This is a genomic window from Lysinibacillus sp. LK3 (assembly GCF_001043675.1).
Lineage (GTDB): Bacteria > Bacillota > Bacilli > Bacillales_A > Planococcaceae > Lysinibacillus > Lysinibacillus capsici.
In genome coordinates this window covers 153,237-168,424 of the sequence record NZ_LDUJ01000015.1, presented here as the reverse complement: position 1 = coordinate 168,424, position 15,188 = coordinate 153,237, and the positions used below count along the sequence as shown (strand labels likewise).

Annotated in this window: 15 protein-coding genes; 8 read left to right on the top strand and 7 right to left on the bottom strand. The window is 37.0% G+C overall.

What is annotated here, in order from left to right:
* Positions 1 to 507 (top strand): hypothetical protein (locus VK91_RS23295; RefSeq protein ID WP_048392972.1); only part of this gene is annotated, 507 nt, incomplete at its 5' end.
* 35 nt (positions 508 to 542) lie between these two features.
* On the opposite strand, the gene VK91_RS11925 is transcribed toward VK91_RS23295, so the two are convergent.
* On the bottom strand, positions 543 to 1,241 hold the full coding sequence (locus VK91_RS11925) for a DUF421 domain-containing protein (protein WP_048392970.1): 699 nt from the start codon (positions 1,239 to 1,241) through the stop codon (positions 543 to 545).
* Positions 1,242 to 1,401: 160 nt separating this feature from the next.
* Between VK91_RS11925 and VK91_RS11920 the strand changes: the two genes are divergently transcribed.
* Positions 1,402 to 2,421 carry a serine hydrolase gene (locus VK91_RS11920; protein WP_048392968.1) on the top strand — a complete coding sequence of 340 codons (1,020 nt, stop codon included), beginning with the start codon at positions 1,402 to 1,404 and terminating at the stop codon, positions 2,419 to 2,421.
* Between the two features lie 52 nt (positions 2,422 to 2,473).
* Here VK91_RS11920 and VK91_RS11915 read toward each other — a convergent pair whose 3' ends face one another.
* Complete coding sequence (locus VK91_RS11915; protein ID WP_231595642.1) at positions 2,474 to 3,151, bottom strand: hypothetical protein; 678 nt, start codon at positions 3,149 to 3,151, stop codon at positions 2,474 to 2,476.
* A 134-nt stretch (positions 3,152 to 3,285) separates the two neighbouring features.
* Between VK91_RS11915 and VK91_RS11910 the strand changes: the two genes are divergently transcribed.
* Entirely contained in the window at positions 3,286 to 3,759 is a 474-nt protein-coding gene (locus tag VK91_RS11910) for a hypothetical protein (protein WP_048392964.1), read from the top strand.
* Between the two features lie 20 nt (positions 3,760 to 3,779).
* Here the strand turns inward: VK91_RS11910 and VK91_RS11905 are convergent, their stop codons facing one another.
* Positions 3,780 to 3,977: a hypothetical protein gene (locus VK91_RS11905; protein ID WP_048392962.1), complete on the bottom strand. Its 198-nt coding sequence runs from the start codon at positions 3,975 to 3,977 to the stop codon at positions 3,780 to 3,782.
* A gap of 471 nt (positions 3,978 to 4,448) precedes the next feature.
* Complete coding sequence (locus VK91_RS11900) at positions 4,449 to 4,754, bottom strand: hypothetical protein (protein ID WP_048392961.1); 306 nt, start codon at positions 4,752 to 4,754, stop codon at positions 4,449 to 4,451.
* Between the two features lie 282 nt (positions 4,755 to 5,036).
* Here VK91_RS11900 and VK91_RS11895 point away from each other — a divergent pair, with 282 nt between their 5' ends.
* Positions 5,037 to 5,561, top strand: coding sequence for a GNAT family N-acetyltransferase (locus VK91_RS11895; RefSeq protein WP_048392959.1), 525 nt, complete (start codon positions 5,037 to 5,039; stop codon positions 5,559 to 5,561).
* A gap of 32 nt (positions 5,562 to 5,593) precedes the next feature.
* Here the strand turns inward: VK91_RS11895 and VK91_RS11890 are convergent, their stop codons facing one another.
* On the bottom strand, positions 5,594 to 6,751 hold the full coding sequence (locus VK91_RS11890) for a Ger(x)C family spore germination protein (protein ID WP_048392958.1): 1,158 nt from the start codon (positions 6,749 to 6,751) through the stop codon (positions 5,594 to 5,596).
* 156 nt (positions 6,752 to 6,907) lie between these two features.
* On the opposite strand from VK91_RS11890, the gene VK91_RS11885 reads away from it, so the two are divergent.
* Positions 6,908 to 7,702, top strand: a complete 795-nt coding sequence (locus VK91_RS11885; RefSeq protein WP_048392956.1) for a PhzF family phenazine biosynthesis protein — start codon at positions 6,908 to 6,910, stop codon at positions 7,700 to 7,702.
* A gap of 275 nt (positions 7,703 to 7,977) precedes the next feature.
* On the opposite strand, the gene VK91_RS11880 is transcribed toward VK91_RS11885, so the two are convergent.
* Together VK91_RS11880 and VK91_RS11875 are read right to left on the bottom strand one after the other, a co-directional pair.
* Entirely contained in the window at positions 7,978 to 9,357 is a 1,380-nt protein-coding gene (locus VK91_RS11880; protein ID WP_048392954.1) for an MATE family efflux transporter, read from the bottom strand.
* 17 nt (positions 9,358 to 9,374) lie between these two features.
* On the bottom strand, positions 9,375 to 9,854 hold the full coding sequence (locus VK91_RS11875) for a DUF6530 family protein (protein ID WP_016994140.1): 480 nt from the start codon (positions 9,852 to 9,854) through the stop codon (positions 9,375 to 9,377).
* Between the two features lie 242 nt (positions 9,855 to 10,096).
* Between VK91_RS11875 and VK91_RS11870 the strand changes: the two genes are divergently transcribed.
* The 3 genes from VK91_RS11870 to VK91_RS11860 are packed head-to-tail and all read left to right on the top strand — an operon-like array spanning position 10,097 to position 14,899.
* Positions 10,097 to 11,728 carry a diguanylate cyclase gene (locus tag VK91_RS11870; RefSeq protein WP_048392953.1) on the top strand — a complete coding sequence of 544 codons (1,632 nt, stop codon included), beginning with the start codon at positions 10,097 to 10,099 and terminating at the stop codon, positions 11,726 to 11,728.
* A 23-nt stretch (positions 11,729 to 11,751) separates the two neighbouring features.
* Positions 11,752 to 12,114, top strand: a complete 363-nt coding sequence (locus VK91_RS11865) for a response regulator transcription factor (RefSeq protein WP_048392951.1) — start codon at positions 11,752 to 11,754, stop codon at positions 12,112 to 12,114.
* The gene (locus tag VK91_RS11860) at positions 12,107 to 14,899 is read left to right on the top strand and encodes an ATP-binding protein (protein WP_048392949.1); all 2,793 of its coding nucleotides are present in this window, start codon (positions 12,107 to 12,109) and stop codon (positions 14,897 to 14,899) included. The genes VK91_RS11865 and VK91_RS11860 overlap by 8 nt, the downstream gene beginning before the upstream one ends.
* Positions 14,900 to 15,188: the final 289 nt, after the last annotated feature.

The window sequence follows — 15,188 nt, the reverse complement described above, 5'->3', positions numbered from 1 at the left end:
GGAATAACAGGGGCGACAGGAGCCCAAGGCGTAACAGGAAGCACAGGAGCGACTGGCGCTAGAGGGACTACAGGTGTTACTGGAACAACAGGTCCAAGTGGTTCAGGTTTGATGGAAGTTTTCCTCTCTACAGATCAATCAGTTGGTAATAATGATTTTCTGGGTACTGGTAATTCTTCAGCTTCATTCGTGAGAAGTTCAATTGTTATTCCTGAAAATGCTACAATTAGAAGCTTAACATTGAATATTCGCGACCATGCTCTCATCGCAGGTCAAACCGCTTCAGCACAAATATTTATCAGCACAAATTGCGGATTTACTAGCGTTGCTACAGGTATCATTGCGAGCGTATCAGGTCCAAATTCATCTACAACACCCAATTGTTGTGCAAAAGTGATTGCAAATTACCCAGTTAATAGTTGTACACTTCTTTCTGTACAAGTAAGTACAACGGGAGGAGCATTTTCAAACGGTGTTTCAGCAACGATACTTTTTAATACAGTTTAATTACGCGTTTTAACTTTTGAGTTTTGGAGGGGAAGTTAATAAGGAAAAATATGCAATTTATTATTCTGGTTGATTGTTGCTAATAGGACATCCTTTACATCAATGTTATAAGTTGATAGTTGGTCTTTTAACCAACTCTCGGTTAGCGTTGTTTTATTCAATTCATGGTAATCAATTTTTCCCTCTTTAATAAGAACCGTGGGAAGAAAAAAAGGATTAGACTGTACACTTATATCTGCTCGTGTTGGTGTTTGGTAGGGTGTATGCAAAAAACTAGAGATCGATCCGTCTGGTTCCCACAAAGCGAGTGCTACATTTTGAACTTCTTCAATTTTTTCTTTTCTTAACTCTGATAAAAGTAAATCAACAGATATTCTAGCCTTTTGTAAGTTGGCGCTAATAATTTGCCCATTTTTAATCAGGGGAATCGGCGGGGAGTCTATCAAATGACGAAAGGCAACCCATTTTAGGCTCAAAAAAACACCGATGAGGTAGAGCGCAACTAAAACGGCCATGGTAATCATGGAACCCTTCATTCCTAAACCTTCATCAGATAAGGGATGTGCGATAATATTCCCAAGTGTGATAGCCATTGCAAAATCCAGCATTCTTAACTGAGAAATAGAGCGCTGTCCCATAATTTTTGTTGCGAAAAGTAGGAAGAAAAAAGCGACAATGGCTCGGAGAATCCATTGAATAGCAGTAAGTGATTCTTGACTATGAAAAAATTCCACAGCGACACATCCTCTTTTTTCTTATTGTTTCCTTCCGTTACATGATTATGCGAATCCTCAGGATTGAAACTAAATAGACTTGTAAAAATATGTTCAAAACGATATTGTTAAAATAAAAAAGCTATTATTTAGTAATTTTAAGAAAATCAGGAGAATATCTATGCAAACAAAATTACAAAATATTCTTATCGACATACAAGAGAAGGTTAATTTTTCAGGAACGGTGCTAGTGGAAAATCAGGAGAAGGTTGCCTTAGTCAGCCAAAGTTTTGGCTATGCGAATCGCTCAGAACAAATCGACAATCATGCAAAAACTCGTTTTGGCATTGCCTCTGGCTGTAAAATTTTTACTGCAGTCGCTATTTGTCAGCTTATTGAAAAAGGGAAGCTAGCATTTGATACGAAATTATGCGATTGTCTGCCTCAACTATTTAAGCACTTTGATAAGCAAGTAACCATCGCTCATCTGCTAACACATACGTCAGGAATACCCGATTATTTTGATGAGGAAGAAATGGAGAATTTTGAAGCGTTATGGGTTGAAAATCCGATGTACCAGCTTCGAACATTGCGAGATTTCTTACCATTATTTCAGAATCGTCCAATGAAGTATAAAGTTGGTGAGCGATTTCACTATAATAATGCAGGATATATTGTATTAGGGTTAATTGTAGAGCATGCAACTGGTATGGATTTTTCCGCTTACATTCAACAACATCTTTTCGATCGGGTGAATATGACGGATTCAGGCTATTTTTCGTTAGATTCTTTGCCAGCTAATACAGCATTAGGGTACATAGATAACCCAGATGGAACTTGGAAAACAAATATCTATTCTTTACCTGTAAAAGGGGGTTCTGATGGGGGAGCATTCGTAACAGGGAAGGATATGGCAAAGTTCTGGAGTGCACTTATGAATTTCGAACTTTTAAATGAGGCGTTAACGAATCAACTGTTAATGCCTCATGTCGAACTGAATGAAAATGATTGTTATGGCTATGGTGTATGGATTAAGAAGAATAGTGAACAAGCAATACTGAAATACCATGTGATGGGGTATGATCCTGGCGTGTGCTTCCATTCAGCCTATTATCCTGCTTCTTCCATCAAAGTTGTCGTATGTTCCAATAAATCTAAGGGCGCTCTTGATATGATGAAAGGAATAGAGGCTATCCTATAAAAGAATAAGGCTTGTCTGTGAAAAAGATTACAGGCAAGTCTATTGCTAGTTATTAAGTAATGCCACCATGTATATTACAATAATACTCGATCTCAATAATATGAGGTGAGGATACACCATTATATGAATAGTAACCACCGATTGCAATATTGTAAGCACTGCCATGATCTTTAATGGAAGGGTCATACCCCGTTTGCGTCCAGTAGCCTTTACCCTGTTCAATTTTAGAAGACAAGGAATGCATAACCGAGAATAACTGTCTTCCACCAGGAATGTCCATGCTTAGTTGAGTGTCAAATGAACCATCAACACGAATGATTGTTCGATGTGCCCCCATATGTAATTCAACGAATTTTGGTACTTTAACTGGAGAAAAAACTTCCTTATTATCGGCCACGACATAAGAAGTGTCTATTCTGCCTTTTAACATGTCTTCAAAATCTTTTAATTCAAGCCAATAATTTGCTGAAAATGTTGTAATGGGATCTAGCTTAAAGCCTGTACCATATTCTTCATTTAGTTTATTGACAATAGCCGAATATTCTTTATAGTAGTATTCTTTCTGTGGTAGCGTTAAAACTAATGGAACAGGTGCCATGACAGATTCCATTGCTATTATTTGTTTATCTACTGATGTAGATAGCGGTGAGGCTGCTTTGTCATCCTTTTCACAGCCTGTTAGGAAGATGGCTCCTACTACAATGCTTGTCACCAAATATCTTTTCAACACCTTCACCTCCCAAAAATGAATAAAATCTATTATACCATACATAAATATGTATAATTTCGTTTTTTTGGTAAAATGATAATTTCCTAGAATATTGTAGAGAGAACAACGATTAAGCAAGTGTAAGGGGCGGTATAGTGGCAATTTTAAAAGATGATTCGAGTCATCCGAGTTGTGAGGTAGAGCTAGATATTTTAATGGTGAACGAGGAAAGTGTAAAGTTTCGTATTGAATTTCGCTTTGGGCCAGCTTTCCCAGCGATAAATACTGAGATTTATTGTTTAAAAAGAGATTTCCTTCAATTATTAGAAGATCTAACACATTTGGAGCCTGCTTATTTAAGTATGCTGGAGCCGCATGATCCTGGCCTATGCATCTATCATATCCCACATTATGGTGAATATTTTTTTCCTGGATACGGTATTTTTCAAATTCCTGAAGAGGAGAGGGAGGAAACAGAGCAACGTTATAAATTAGTGTTTGTACTAGATGCTTATGAGAAGAATCATCATGGTGCAAGAGAATGTGGGCCTGCATTATGTATTATTGTGACGATGGAACAAATCCGAGTGTTCATTACCACCTTGCGAGAACAAGTAATGAAATTCTAAAGTAAAAGGTGATACAACGGTCATTTATCCTCTTCTAAAACGATGCTAGAGGATACGTTGAGACGATCACATACCCAATTTTTAAATAGATGATCAATTTGTTTTTTTATTTCATCGCTAGGTAATTGCTCATTAATCCCTAATTGTTCAAACGAAAATGTTTCCTGAATTTGATCGGTATATTTCGTATTAAAGGTAAACGTAATGAGTTTAGACACGTTGATTTTCCTCCGTTTTCTAGCGTGTACATTTATGAGCCAATTATTAGAAATTGAATGTCGTTGATATTTGTAAATAAATTTTTTATCTTTGGGTAAAAAGAATAGAAAATGCTGTCGGCTGAATCATCATGAATATAGACAGTGTAAGTAGCATAATTTTCTAGCAATTGTTTTAACGGTTAGATTATTTGTTCATTCGGTGTTTCAGCTTTTGTTTCTTTTGCTAATTCAAGAGTGATTGCTGCCGTCATATTTAGTATATCTAATTGGCTTGCAGGGCGCTTGAATTTTTTCTGTCTAGCTCAAATAGCATTGTTTTCTTTAGGTGTAAGATCTCGTTCAGAAATATTTTTTCCTCCTCTCCAATTCATTGTTTGTCAAAAGGTAATGTAACAAGTATGAAATTTATAAAGTATTTTTGTTGAAATTTAGTATAAGCTTTTGTACATGTAGGTGTAATAGTCACCATTAAGGAGCAGTATACTTCTGTTTTCTTCTTTTCTTTTGCTTATAGGTAAGATAAGAAGTTTTTAAGGAGGCATAACTTCCAATTGCTGCATAGCCATAAAACCAGCCCATGAATAATCCTGCAAGAAGATTATGTCGGTGGCTGATGAAAATAGAAATGAATAAGCCGACAACTAGTGCAATGGTTGGGACCCAAAAAGGCTTTATATGACACATTTTCTTAATGAGTTGGGTAATCATCATAACTACAGGGACTGCAACGACGGCATCCCAAAAATTTGTATGTATGAGTGGAAAGTGTTCCATTCTGTTCACCTCTCATTGACTATTTTGAACTTATTGTGGACATATAGGGAAATTTTATACAGTAGTGTAGTGTGCAACATTGGGGATTTGTAGAGAGAGTGTATAGATAGCTCTGGTAGACTTACTCTGTCGGGATGCACAAGCAAACTAACACGCACAAAAAGGACAGGGCAACTAGCCTTGTCCTTTTAACAAAGTGGCATCAAATGGAAATAGGGATTGCAATAGCTAGTTGACAAATGTAAAATTTGATTAATAAATCTACAATAAAAGAGGTATATGATGTTTCCAATTTTACATACTGAACGATTAGTGTTAAGGGAATTGACGAGTTCTGATGGACAAGTTCTTCTTGCGTGCTTTTCGAATCCTGAAGTTTTGCGTCATTATGGACAACAACCTTTAACCAGCTTAGTTCAAGTGCAGCAAATCATTCAAAATTTTGCCAACAATTTTGCCGAAAAACGTGGTATTAAATGGGGCATTGCATTAAAGGATCAAGAAGGAATTATTGGTACAATCGGCTTTCAAGAGTGGTCAATAGAGCATCGAAGAGCGGAAATCAGCTACGCCCTTTTTCCTGAATATTGGGGAAATGGCTATGCTCAGGAAGCTGTTAAACGAGCTATTTCCTATGGTTTTGAAGAAATGGATTTAGTACGTATTGGAGCCATTGTATTTAAAGAAAATGAAGCTTCCAATCTACTATTGCAAAAAATAGGCTTCGAACAAGAAGGATTATTAAAAAAATATATGCATCAACATAATGTGCCCCATGATACTTATATATACTCACTTATAAAATAATAGGGAGACCAGATTCCTATGAGGACATCTGGTCATTTTTTTATTGTTTCTGTAAAAGTTTTTCGACCTGGATTGATTTTGGCTACATCCACATCAATTTTACTAATTGAATCCTCTGATAATGGGATTTTTCCATCTTTCTCAAGCTTTTTCCAAGCCTTGACGTTATCGCGGTAGAGATATTCTGACAATCGATAGATATCCACATCTAATTTTAGACCTTCTTTATAGGTTTCCTGAATTTCCTTTTTCACTTCTTTTACAATAAGCTCTCTCAGCTCCTGTTCGGTTACTTTTCCTTTAAAACCATTGATGGTCGCATTGATTCTCAATTTGACTTCAAATGTAACAGCCTCTTGTTTGACAAGTGGTTCCACATCGACATGTATTTTCTCAATACTAACCGTTAGTTCTTCCTGGTCACTTGTGTTTAATTGAAAGGTAATCTCCCCGCGATTAGTATAGTTATGCATCCATTGACTGCCGCGAGCCGCAGTGTCTTGCACGAACCCCTTAAAGCCATCTTTCGATAGGACACCAACCCCTGAAAAATAGGTTTCCTCAACTTGCTCCTCATCTGTTTCCCAATCGTCTTTAATGGACACATAAGGAATTGTTACTTCATAACTTGGCTCATTTAAGCCAATGACAACATCTCTTAAGTCTTTTGGTTCGATAAATGTTTCTTGTTCTGTTGGGTTGATTGGGTTACTTAATTTTGATGAGGATAACGAATTTCTTAAGATTGGTGTGACAAGCAATATATCTTCAACTGGGTTTTTTGTACAATACACCCAGATTTGATACCTAGTATCACGAAAGCGTATGAATGTATCGATGACAGGAATAATGTGTTCATTTTCCATAGCCTGCTCTGAAAAAATCATATATCGCATATGCCCCCAAAAAATTTCTTGATCCGAGGAGCGATATAATTTGTAAATTGCCTCTTCTATTGTTTTACCAGTGGCACGTCCTACTTCAGCAGGCGCCACCGTTGCGCTAGGTTGTATAGATTTCGCGACATCAGCGAAATTAATCACTTGTAAATAGACAATATACTCCTCGTTTTCGTAGTCTACACCTACTGCATTTATATAGTACATTCTTTGCGGCTCCGTAATATCCCAGCATCCTGCGAGTAATGTCGTCAATCCGATGATCAATAAAAATTTGAAATAAGTTTTCATGGTTTCTCCACTCGAATTGCTCTTCAGTTGTATTTTATAGTGTTAGCTTAGACAAAAGATGGCTTTTTTATAAAGTGCTAGCTGAGGAAATAGTATTTGGAAAATTATATCCAATGAAACAATTTTCAGGTATGATGAGGCAAGGAGGGGAGAACGGTGACTAGTATTTCATATTGGCTAATTAATACATTTACGAATGAGCTATATAAAGGGAATCCTGCAGCAATATGTCTATTAGATGAAGAAGTTTCTGAGGAGACCATGCAAAAAATTGCACAGGAGATACCTGTCCCGACAACAGCCTTTATTGAAAAAAGACAGGTTGAATTTACGCTGAAATGGTTTACGCCAAATAGGCAAATACCCATTTGTGGTCACGGCACCCTTGCTAGTGCCTTTGTCCTTTGGCAGCAAGGAATTGTGCCAAAGGAGCACACAATTACATTTCATACAGCAAGTGGTCCTTTACATGCCAAGTGGCAACATGAACGAGTGGAAATCGCCATCAAAACGTATCCAATTGCTGAAATGGAATGTACTTCAGCATTGGAGGACTGGTTAGGATGTAAGCCCATCTTTGTAGGGAGGACCGAATTGGATTATATCGTGGAAGTAGGCAATGAAGACCTAATTGTACAGTTTGAACCTGACTTTTCTGAGATGAAGCAGTTTCCTGTTCGAGGTATATGCCTAACTAGTCAATCGAAGGAAGAAGACATCGATATCGTATCTCGCTTTTTTTCTCCAGCACAAGGCATTGATGAGGATCAGGTAAATGGATCAAGTCATGGCGCACTAGGCCCTTATTGGTGTGAGAAATTATCTAAACAACAACTTGTCAGCAAGCAGCTTTCTAAACGTGGAGGTGTAATCTATGTGACCCCTCAACACAACAAGGTATTGATTGCAGGCGCAGCAGTTACAGCATTGCAAGGAGAATTAAACATCTAGATACGGTTAAGAAGGAGATTTGTATTCAAAGTATACAGTTCGTTTTCTATATTTCGCCTTATTTTGGTAACTGCTAAAAAGCGAGAAAAAAATTCGAAATTGGTTGTAACCTTTTTCAATGTTAAACGACTACTCTATTAGTAGAATACAAAAGAACTAAAGCAAGTAGTAACATTCACTTTTCACAAAATGACCAGGGCTCAATTTTGAGTGCCTGGTTATTTTGTTGCCATAATAAAAAGAGGGCACGCACATATGGTATGCCCTCTTCCATTTTATTCGCTCAGCATAGCTTTTAATGTTCGTTTTTGCCAGCCTAGCTTGAAGTATGCATATTGCATAATGAAGTGGACGCAGAAGGTGATTGGATAGGCTAACCAAACGCCATTTAGTTCTAGTGACGTATGGTGAGATAATAGGAACGCCAATGGTACCTGTACAACCCAAATCGTAATGACTAAGAAGATAGTTGGCCATAATACGACACCAGTGGCACGCATTGTAGCAGAAACAGTTTGTGTGTGTCCGAAAATTAAATAGCTCCAAAAGGCGATATATAAATAATTCTTGGCAATAAGCACAGTCTCATGTGAATCGATAAAGAAAGCCAAAATAGGCTCTGCAAACAGATACATAATGAGTATGATCGCGCCACCTAGAAGATAATTAATGCGCACACCCATTTGACGGATTTTTTTAATCATCTCTGTAGAATTAGCCCCTAACGCCTGTGCTACAAAGACAGATGTTGCAATGGCAATACTCATTGCTGGGACTTGTGCATAGCTAGCTACCTGATTGACAACGCCATAAGCGGCAGTAGCATCCGAACCATAGCCATTCACAAAGCCAATAACGGCAATTTCGGCTACTGAAATGGCAACCATGCTAATACTGGATGGAATGGCTAGCTTTAATAAGGACGTTAAAATATCTTTCTTTAATTTAAAATGCTGTAAGATTGTTTTATCAAAACGTAGTAAATGCTTTGTTTTATGCAAATAGGCTAACAACAGCATCATTGTCACCAGGTTTGATAACACGGAAGCATAGGCAGCCCCATTTAAGCCGAACGCAGGCAACCCCAACCATCCGAATACTAAAGGGGGGAGGAAGGCGATATTTAACACAACACTAATTACTAAAAATAGAAATGGTGTTTTGGAATCACCGACTCCTCGCATAAAGGTTGTATACACCAAATACCAGAACATAATCGGTAACGTGAAGAAAAGTATTTTGGCATAACTAATACTCATGTCTAAAATATTCGCAGGTGTCTGCATAAAACGTAAAATCCATTCGATGAAAAAGCCACCAAAAATCGCGACAGCAATGGATAAAATAGTTGTAAAGGCGAGTGTTACACCAACAACCTCTTTCATTTTGGCATGATTACCAGCCCCAAATGTTTGCCCGACTAAAATAGAGCTTCCTGAACCAATGCCAATTGCAAAGGCCATTAAAAAGAAGAAAAATGGAAAAAATGCCGAAATGGCTGCTAGGGCATCGACCCCTAAATTGCGTCCGACGATAAACATAGCAAAAACTTGGCCAACAGATTGCAGCACATTCGCTAGCATCACGGGAATTAAGAAATTTAAAAAAGCTTTGCGTAGCTGTTGATCATCCTGTAACATTTGTTCGTTCATCATTAAGTTCCTCTTGAGTTTTAATAACCCATTTCTTTTAAGATTCTTGAAAGTGTGCGTAGGCGTTCACCAATTAGCTCACCATCATTATTAAGTGCTTGCTGAAAAAGCTGAATATCCTCTTTAATCTGTTCATTTTCTGTGCAAACTTCCACTGTCATGGCATCTCCCTGTAAGCCTACACGATTAATTACAGGGTTTTCTTCATCATATAAATGCTCATGACGATAAGCCTCCTTAAAATAAAGTTCCGTTTCACACACTAAAATAGCGAGATCAAGCACGCGGTGTAGGGGAAGTTCTTCTGATTGGCGAGACCACTTGCCACCTGTATGCCGCCAAACCTTTGCAGAAATATCAACCTTTCCTCGATCATTCCATTGTGCCAGACCAAGGGAAAGCCCTTGTGCATCTGTTTGATAAGCCGTGCGCCCATCAATATTGGCATAATTTTCTGCCACGATGACAGGTTTATGTTTTAAATGTGTTGGAATTTTCATGTATCTGTACTCCTAATCATTTTGAATTTAGTAATTTAGTAAATTACTGCTTTAGTAAATTTAGCATTAAACGCTTCTATAAGTCAATCGAAAAGAGCAAAGTTAGAACCCTTTCTTTTAAGACCAGCTAAGAGGGGCTTAGAGTAAGGGATTCATTACAATAAACGTTCAAAATCTGCCGTGGTTTTTACAAAATAGTAAGTTATAATTTATAGAAGTATGATTGATTGGAGAGAAATAGGATGGAAACAGCTAAATATCACCGAATGGTTTATACACGTATATGTGAAAATTTACAAAAGTGGGATAATAGTGACTTTGTTAGAGAAGACGAGCTCTATTCATTTTTACATACGTTAAAAGGCACCGCTGGATCAATCGGTTTACATGAATTAACGTCGATTGCCCGTGAAAAGCTAGAGCTTTTGAATGAAGACAGTAACAAGCAATGGACCCAATCAGAATGGAAAAAGTTTCTTGCTCCATTTATTGAAAGCGTCCATTTTTATAAAGAAAATGATTCAATGACACAACATATGGAACATCCTACAACCATCATTAAAAATCCAGCAAAACAAGATTTTATTCTGATAATAGATGATGATGTTGTATTTATTTCCTATTTAAAAAATGTTTTAGAGAAAAAGGGCTACTCTGTCATTGCAGCTCATAATGGTAAACGAGGATTAGCGTTAATTTATGAATTGCAACCATCCATCGTATTTCTAGATATCATGCTTCCAGATTCTAATGGCTTTTCTATTTTAGACAATATTAAAAAGACGAAAAAAGAGCTCATGTTTGTGACAGTGATTAGTAGTAATAATTGTAAAGAAAATCGTATTCGCACATTGGAGATGGGTGCTATGGATTTTATGGCAAAGCCCATTGATGAAGAGCTATTAATCGCTTATGTTTCCAATCGCTTAGCCTATAAAAGAGAATTAGAACAGGCTATCGTCATTGACGAATTAACCCAAATTTATAATCGTAAATTTATGGAATCGCAAATGAAGCTTTTCATTAAACACCATCAGCAAAACAAAGAACATTTTTCAATTGCGATTATCGATTTAGATTATTTTAAAAAAGTAAATGATACATATGGTCACCTAGTGGGGGATGAGGTGCTTAAGGGTTTCGCTTCATTGGTGAAGGAGCTAAAAGGAGCTGAAGAAATTGCTTGTCGCTATGGTGGAGAAGAATTTGTAATTTTAATGCCTCGTACAACTAAAAAAGAGGCATTTATTTTTATTGAAAAACTTCGTACCTCCATGGAGAAAAAGACATTTACAGCAAATGGAACTAGCTTCCATGTTACATTTTCGAGTGGAATTGCGGAAGCCACTTCTACCCATTTACATCCTAAAAAGATGCTAGAAGAGGCAGATCAAGCACTTTATACGGCCAAGCAATTAGGGAGAAATCAAACGATCATCTTTGATAACGTAGCTGCTGTGGAGAAAAGAAAGGTGAAAATTAAGATCGTTGTCATTGATGATGTGTATATTATTCGTGATCTGATTACCAATCATTTTAAGCATTTGGAGGAAAATGACGATTATAGGATTGAAACATTATCATTTCCTGATGGCATTAGTTTTCTGGAATCCAATTGGTATGACCCTGCATGCAAATACATTATCTTATTAGATTGGATATTGCCGCAAATGGACGGCATCGAGGTGCTGAGTAAGATAAGAGAGCAGCATGCTTCAAGTAATGTAATCGTCTCCATGCTAACTTCACGTGTGGGGGAAGAATACGTCATGAAGGCTTTCATTAATGGGGCGGATGATTATATTGTGAAGCCGTTTAATGTGGCTGAAGTATCGGAACGTATTGTTCGTTTAATTCATCAAATGTTTCTTTAATGGGAAAGGGAGAAAAAGACAGGATGGCTAGAATTTTAGTAGTAGATGATGAAGAAATATTACGCATGTTAATACGTGAAACATTAGAAGATTTAGAATTTGATATTGATGAGGCAGAGGATGGCGAAGAAGCCCTAAAAAAAATGATGGAAAGCTCCTATGATTTAATGATACTCGACTATATGATGCCGAATTTAACAGGAATTGAGGTGATCGAGCTTCTCCCACAAGAGATTAAAATGTCGATGCCTATTCTCATGCTGACAGCAAAATCACAGGAAAGTGATCGTCAAAAGGTATTTGATTTAGGGGCAGATTACTTTATGTCCAAACCGTTTAGTCCCATTAAGCTAATGAACCTGGTGGAGGACATCTTAAATGATTAAGTCGACACCCTTGCTGAATAAAAGTATACGCAGCCAATTCTTTAAAATGCTGCTTTTTCTAGTTGTTAGCTTTTTAATCATCATTGCTGCCTTTCTTGTCGTAGTCAATGCAAGTCAAAATGCCTTACAGCAGAAGAGAGAGCAAATGTATGAAAAATCAATGCTTGTGGATGAATTGGAAGAAAATTTTAATGGCATATTTTTTCGAGCAAGGGGCTACTATGCCTTTCAAAATGAGCAGGAATTAAAGCTATTGTATGAAAATTTGGAGAAGTTCGAAGTTCTATTACAGCAGTTTTCGCAACTGGATTTAACGGAAGAAGAACGAGGGCTCTATAATGAGCTAGTTGATTTTCATTATAATTATAAAACGGTTACTCTCCCAAAAGGGTTAAGCTTTGCGAAGATGGGGGATTATGAGGCTTTGCGAGAGCTTTCGAATAGTGGCGCAAATGACCTTGTCAATAAATTTATTGCCTATACAAAATCCTATAAGAAAAAAACAGACCACTCCTTAAACCAAATTTTTAGCAAGACAGTGGAGCAGGGGCAATTATTTACTTTTATTTCGCTCATGATTAGCGGTCTCATTTTACTATTTGTTGGGGTCATTTTACGAAGAGTGCTGAATAATATGATTCGACCAATTGAACAATTAACACTTGCGACAAACGCTTTGGCGTCAGGGAAATCTATTGATTTAGGTAATCTTGTACAAAAGGAGGATGAGTTAGGCATTCTAGCGAACTCATTTCTTAAAATGATACTCTCCATTCAGGATAAGGAAGAGGTACTGACTACTCAAAATGAGGAGCTTTTAGCGCAGCAGGACGAGCTTCAAGAAAATCAGCTACAATTACAAAATTCATTAAATTATTTAGAAAAGTATAATCAATTAAATCATGTACTAACCTTTACGTTAAATAAACAGAAACTAATCGATAATCTCCATAATTATTTAAACGACATTTATCAATATGATACGAGTGTGCTGTATTGGATGGAGGGCAATGTTTATGCGACAAAAGGTTTATCACACCAATCTGCTGCAGCCCTAGTTGAAAATTTTGGCATGGATAAACAAGCACGATTAAAGCAGGAAAAATCCTTTGTTATTACACGTCAATTGACAGCAAATGAAAAAGGAATTGCACAAGAGTCTTATTATGCCTATGACTTGTATTCTTCCGTGTTTAATTCTAAACGGGAGCTAGTCGCTATTTTAATGGCGACACGAGAGGGGCATCCCCATAATGATCGGGATATAGATAGTTTAAACGGATTATTAAATCGTGTGTCCATCGCATTTGAACGTATTCTTATGTATGAAGAGGTAGAAAAATCGAGGACGTTAAATCAAACGATTATTGATAATGTCAACGAAGGAATCCAGTTAGTTTCTGCTACAGGCGATACCGTTCTTATCAATAGAGCGCTATGTGGTATTGTCAACCTCCTTAACTTGACAACAGAAACAAGTATCCCTAAAAAGGATTGGCTACAGCATTTTCAAAAATGTAGTGCCCAACCTGATGAATTAATTGAATTTTTAGAGGCATCTATTATGGAGAGCTTTGAGGAGACACGAAAATGCCGCTATTGTATGACGGCTGAACATGAAATCTTTGTCGAGGTGTATGCAACTTGTCTTTTTGATGGACAGGAAAAAGTAGGCACCATTTTTGTGCATCGTGATATTACAAGAGAATATGAAGTAGATCAAATGAAATCGGAATTAGTGAGTACGGTAAGTCATGAACTGCGAACGCCTTTATCGAGCGTACTTGGCTTTACAGAGCTTCTGTTAACGAAAAATATAAAACCCGAACGACAAAATAAATATATCGATACAATTCATAGAGAAGCGGTACGACTAACCAATCTTATAAATGACTTCTTGGATTTACAGCGAATGGAGTCAGGCAAGCAGCAATATAACATGGAGACACTACAATTAAATGAAATAGCCTTTGAAATTGTCAATCGCTTCCGACATGAGCAAAAGCATAATGTCCATCTAATTGATAAAGCAAGAGAGGTCTATGTCAATGCAGATCAAGATAGACTCGTCCAATTATTTATTAATTTAATAGGAAATGCGATTAAATTTTCTCCACAAGGTGGGGATGTGGAGATTTTGTTAGAAAACAAAAATAATAGCATCCAAGTGAGTATAAAAGATGAGGGGATTGGCATATCTAAACAGGATATTGCTCAGTTGTTCCAAAAATTCAAACGAATCGATAATAGTTTAAGACGTAAAATAGGAGGAACTGGACTGGGTCTTTCCATTTGTAGAGAAATCATCTTAAAGCATGAGGGAGAAATATGGATAGAGTCAGAAGAGGGACAAGGTACTACTGTGTACTTTACTTTACCACTCGCAAATAACACTATCACCTTCGATGAAGAGGATGTAATGGAGGATAGCAACGGCTTAAACATTATGCTTGTTGAGGATGACTTAAGCTTAGCTCTATTGTTGTCTGAAGAGCTAAAAAGCAAGGGCTTTACCGTGATTCATCATCATGACCCAAAAAAAGCTTTTGAAGATACACTCAATACGCCTTTACTTGGTATTGTGATTGACATAATGCTGGGCGAAGAAATGAGCGGCTGGGATTTAGTCCGTGCACTAAGGGAAAGAGAGCATACAAAAGAGATACCGATTATTATATCCTCAGCATTAGATGAGGTAAAAGAAATGGTGGACCAATTTCAAATTAAAAAATACTTAACCAAACCATATCCACCTGAAGAAATATCAAAACTGTTTGTGAAATAATAGGATAGCTTGATCCATTGTCCGTAGCATTATATTGTAAGGAAAATGTGAGCAGTAGCTTAAATTCATAAAAATAATAGGTGAAGCCAAAGTGTTTGTCGCAGTTGCTCCTTACAACCAGACATTAAAGGCGAACAACTTAAACAAGAAAAATAAGTTTCGTGAATTTTTCTTCAAAAATGTGTAACCTTTGCCAAGCTGGCACGACTACTATACTAGTAGAATACAAAACACTAAAGCAAACTAGTAGGTTTCACTTTTCACAAAAAGACCAGGGCTCAAATTTTTT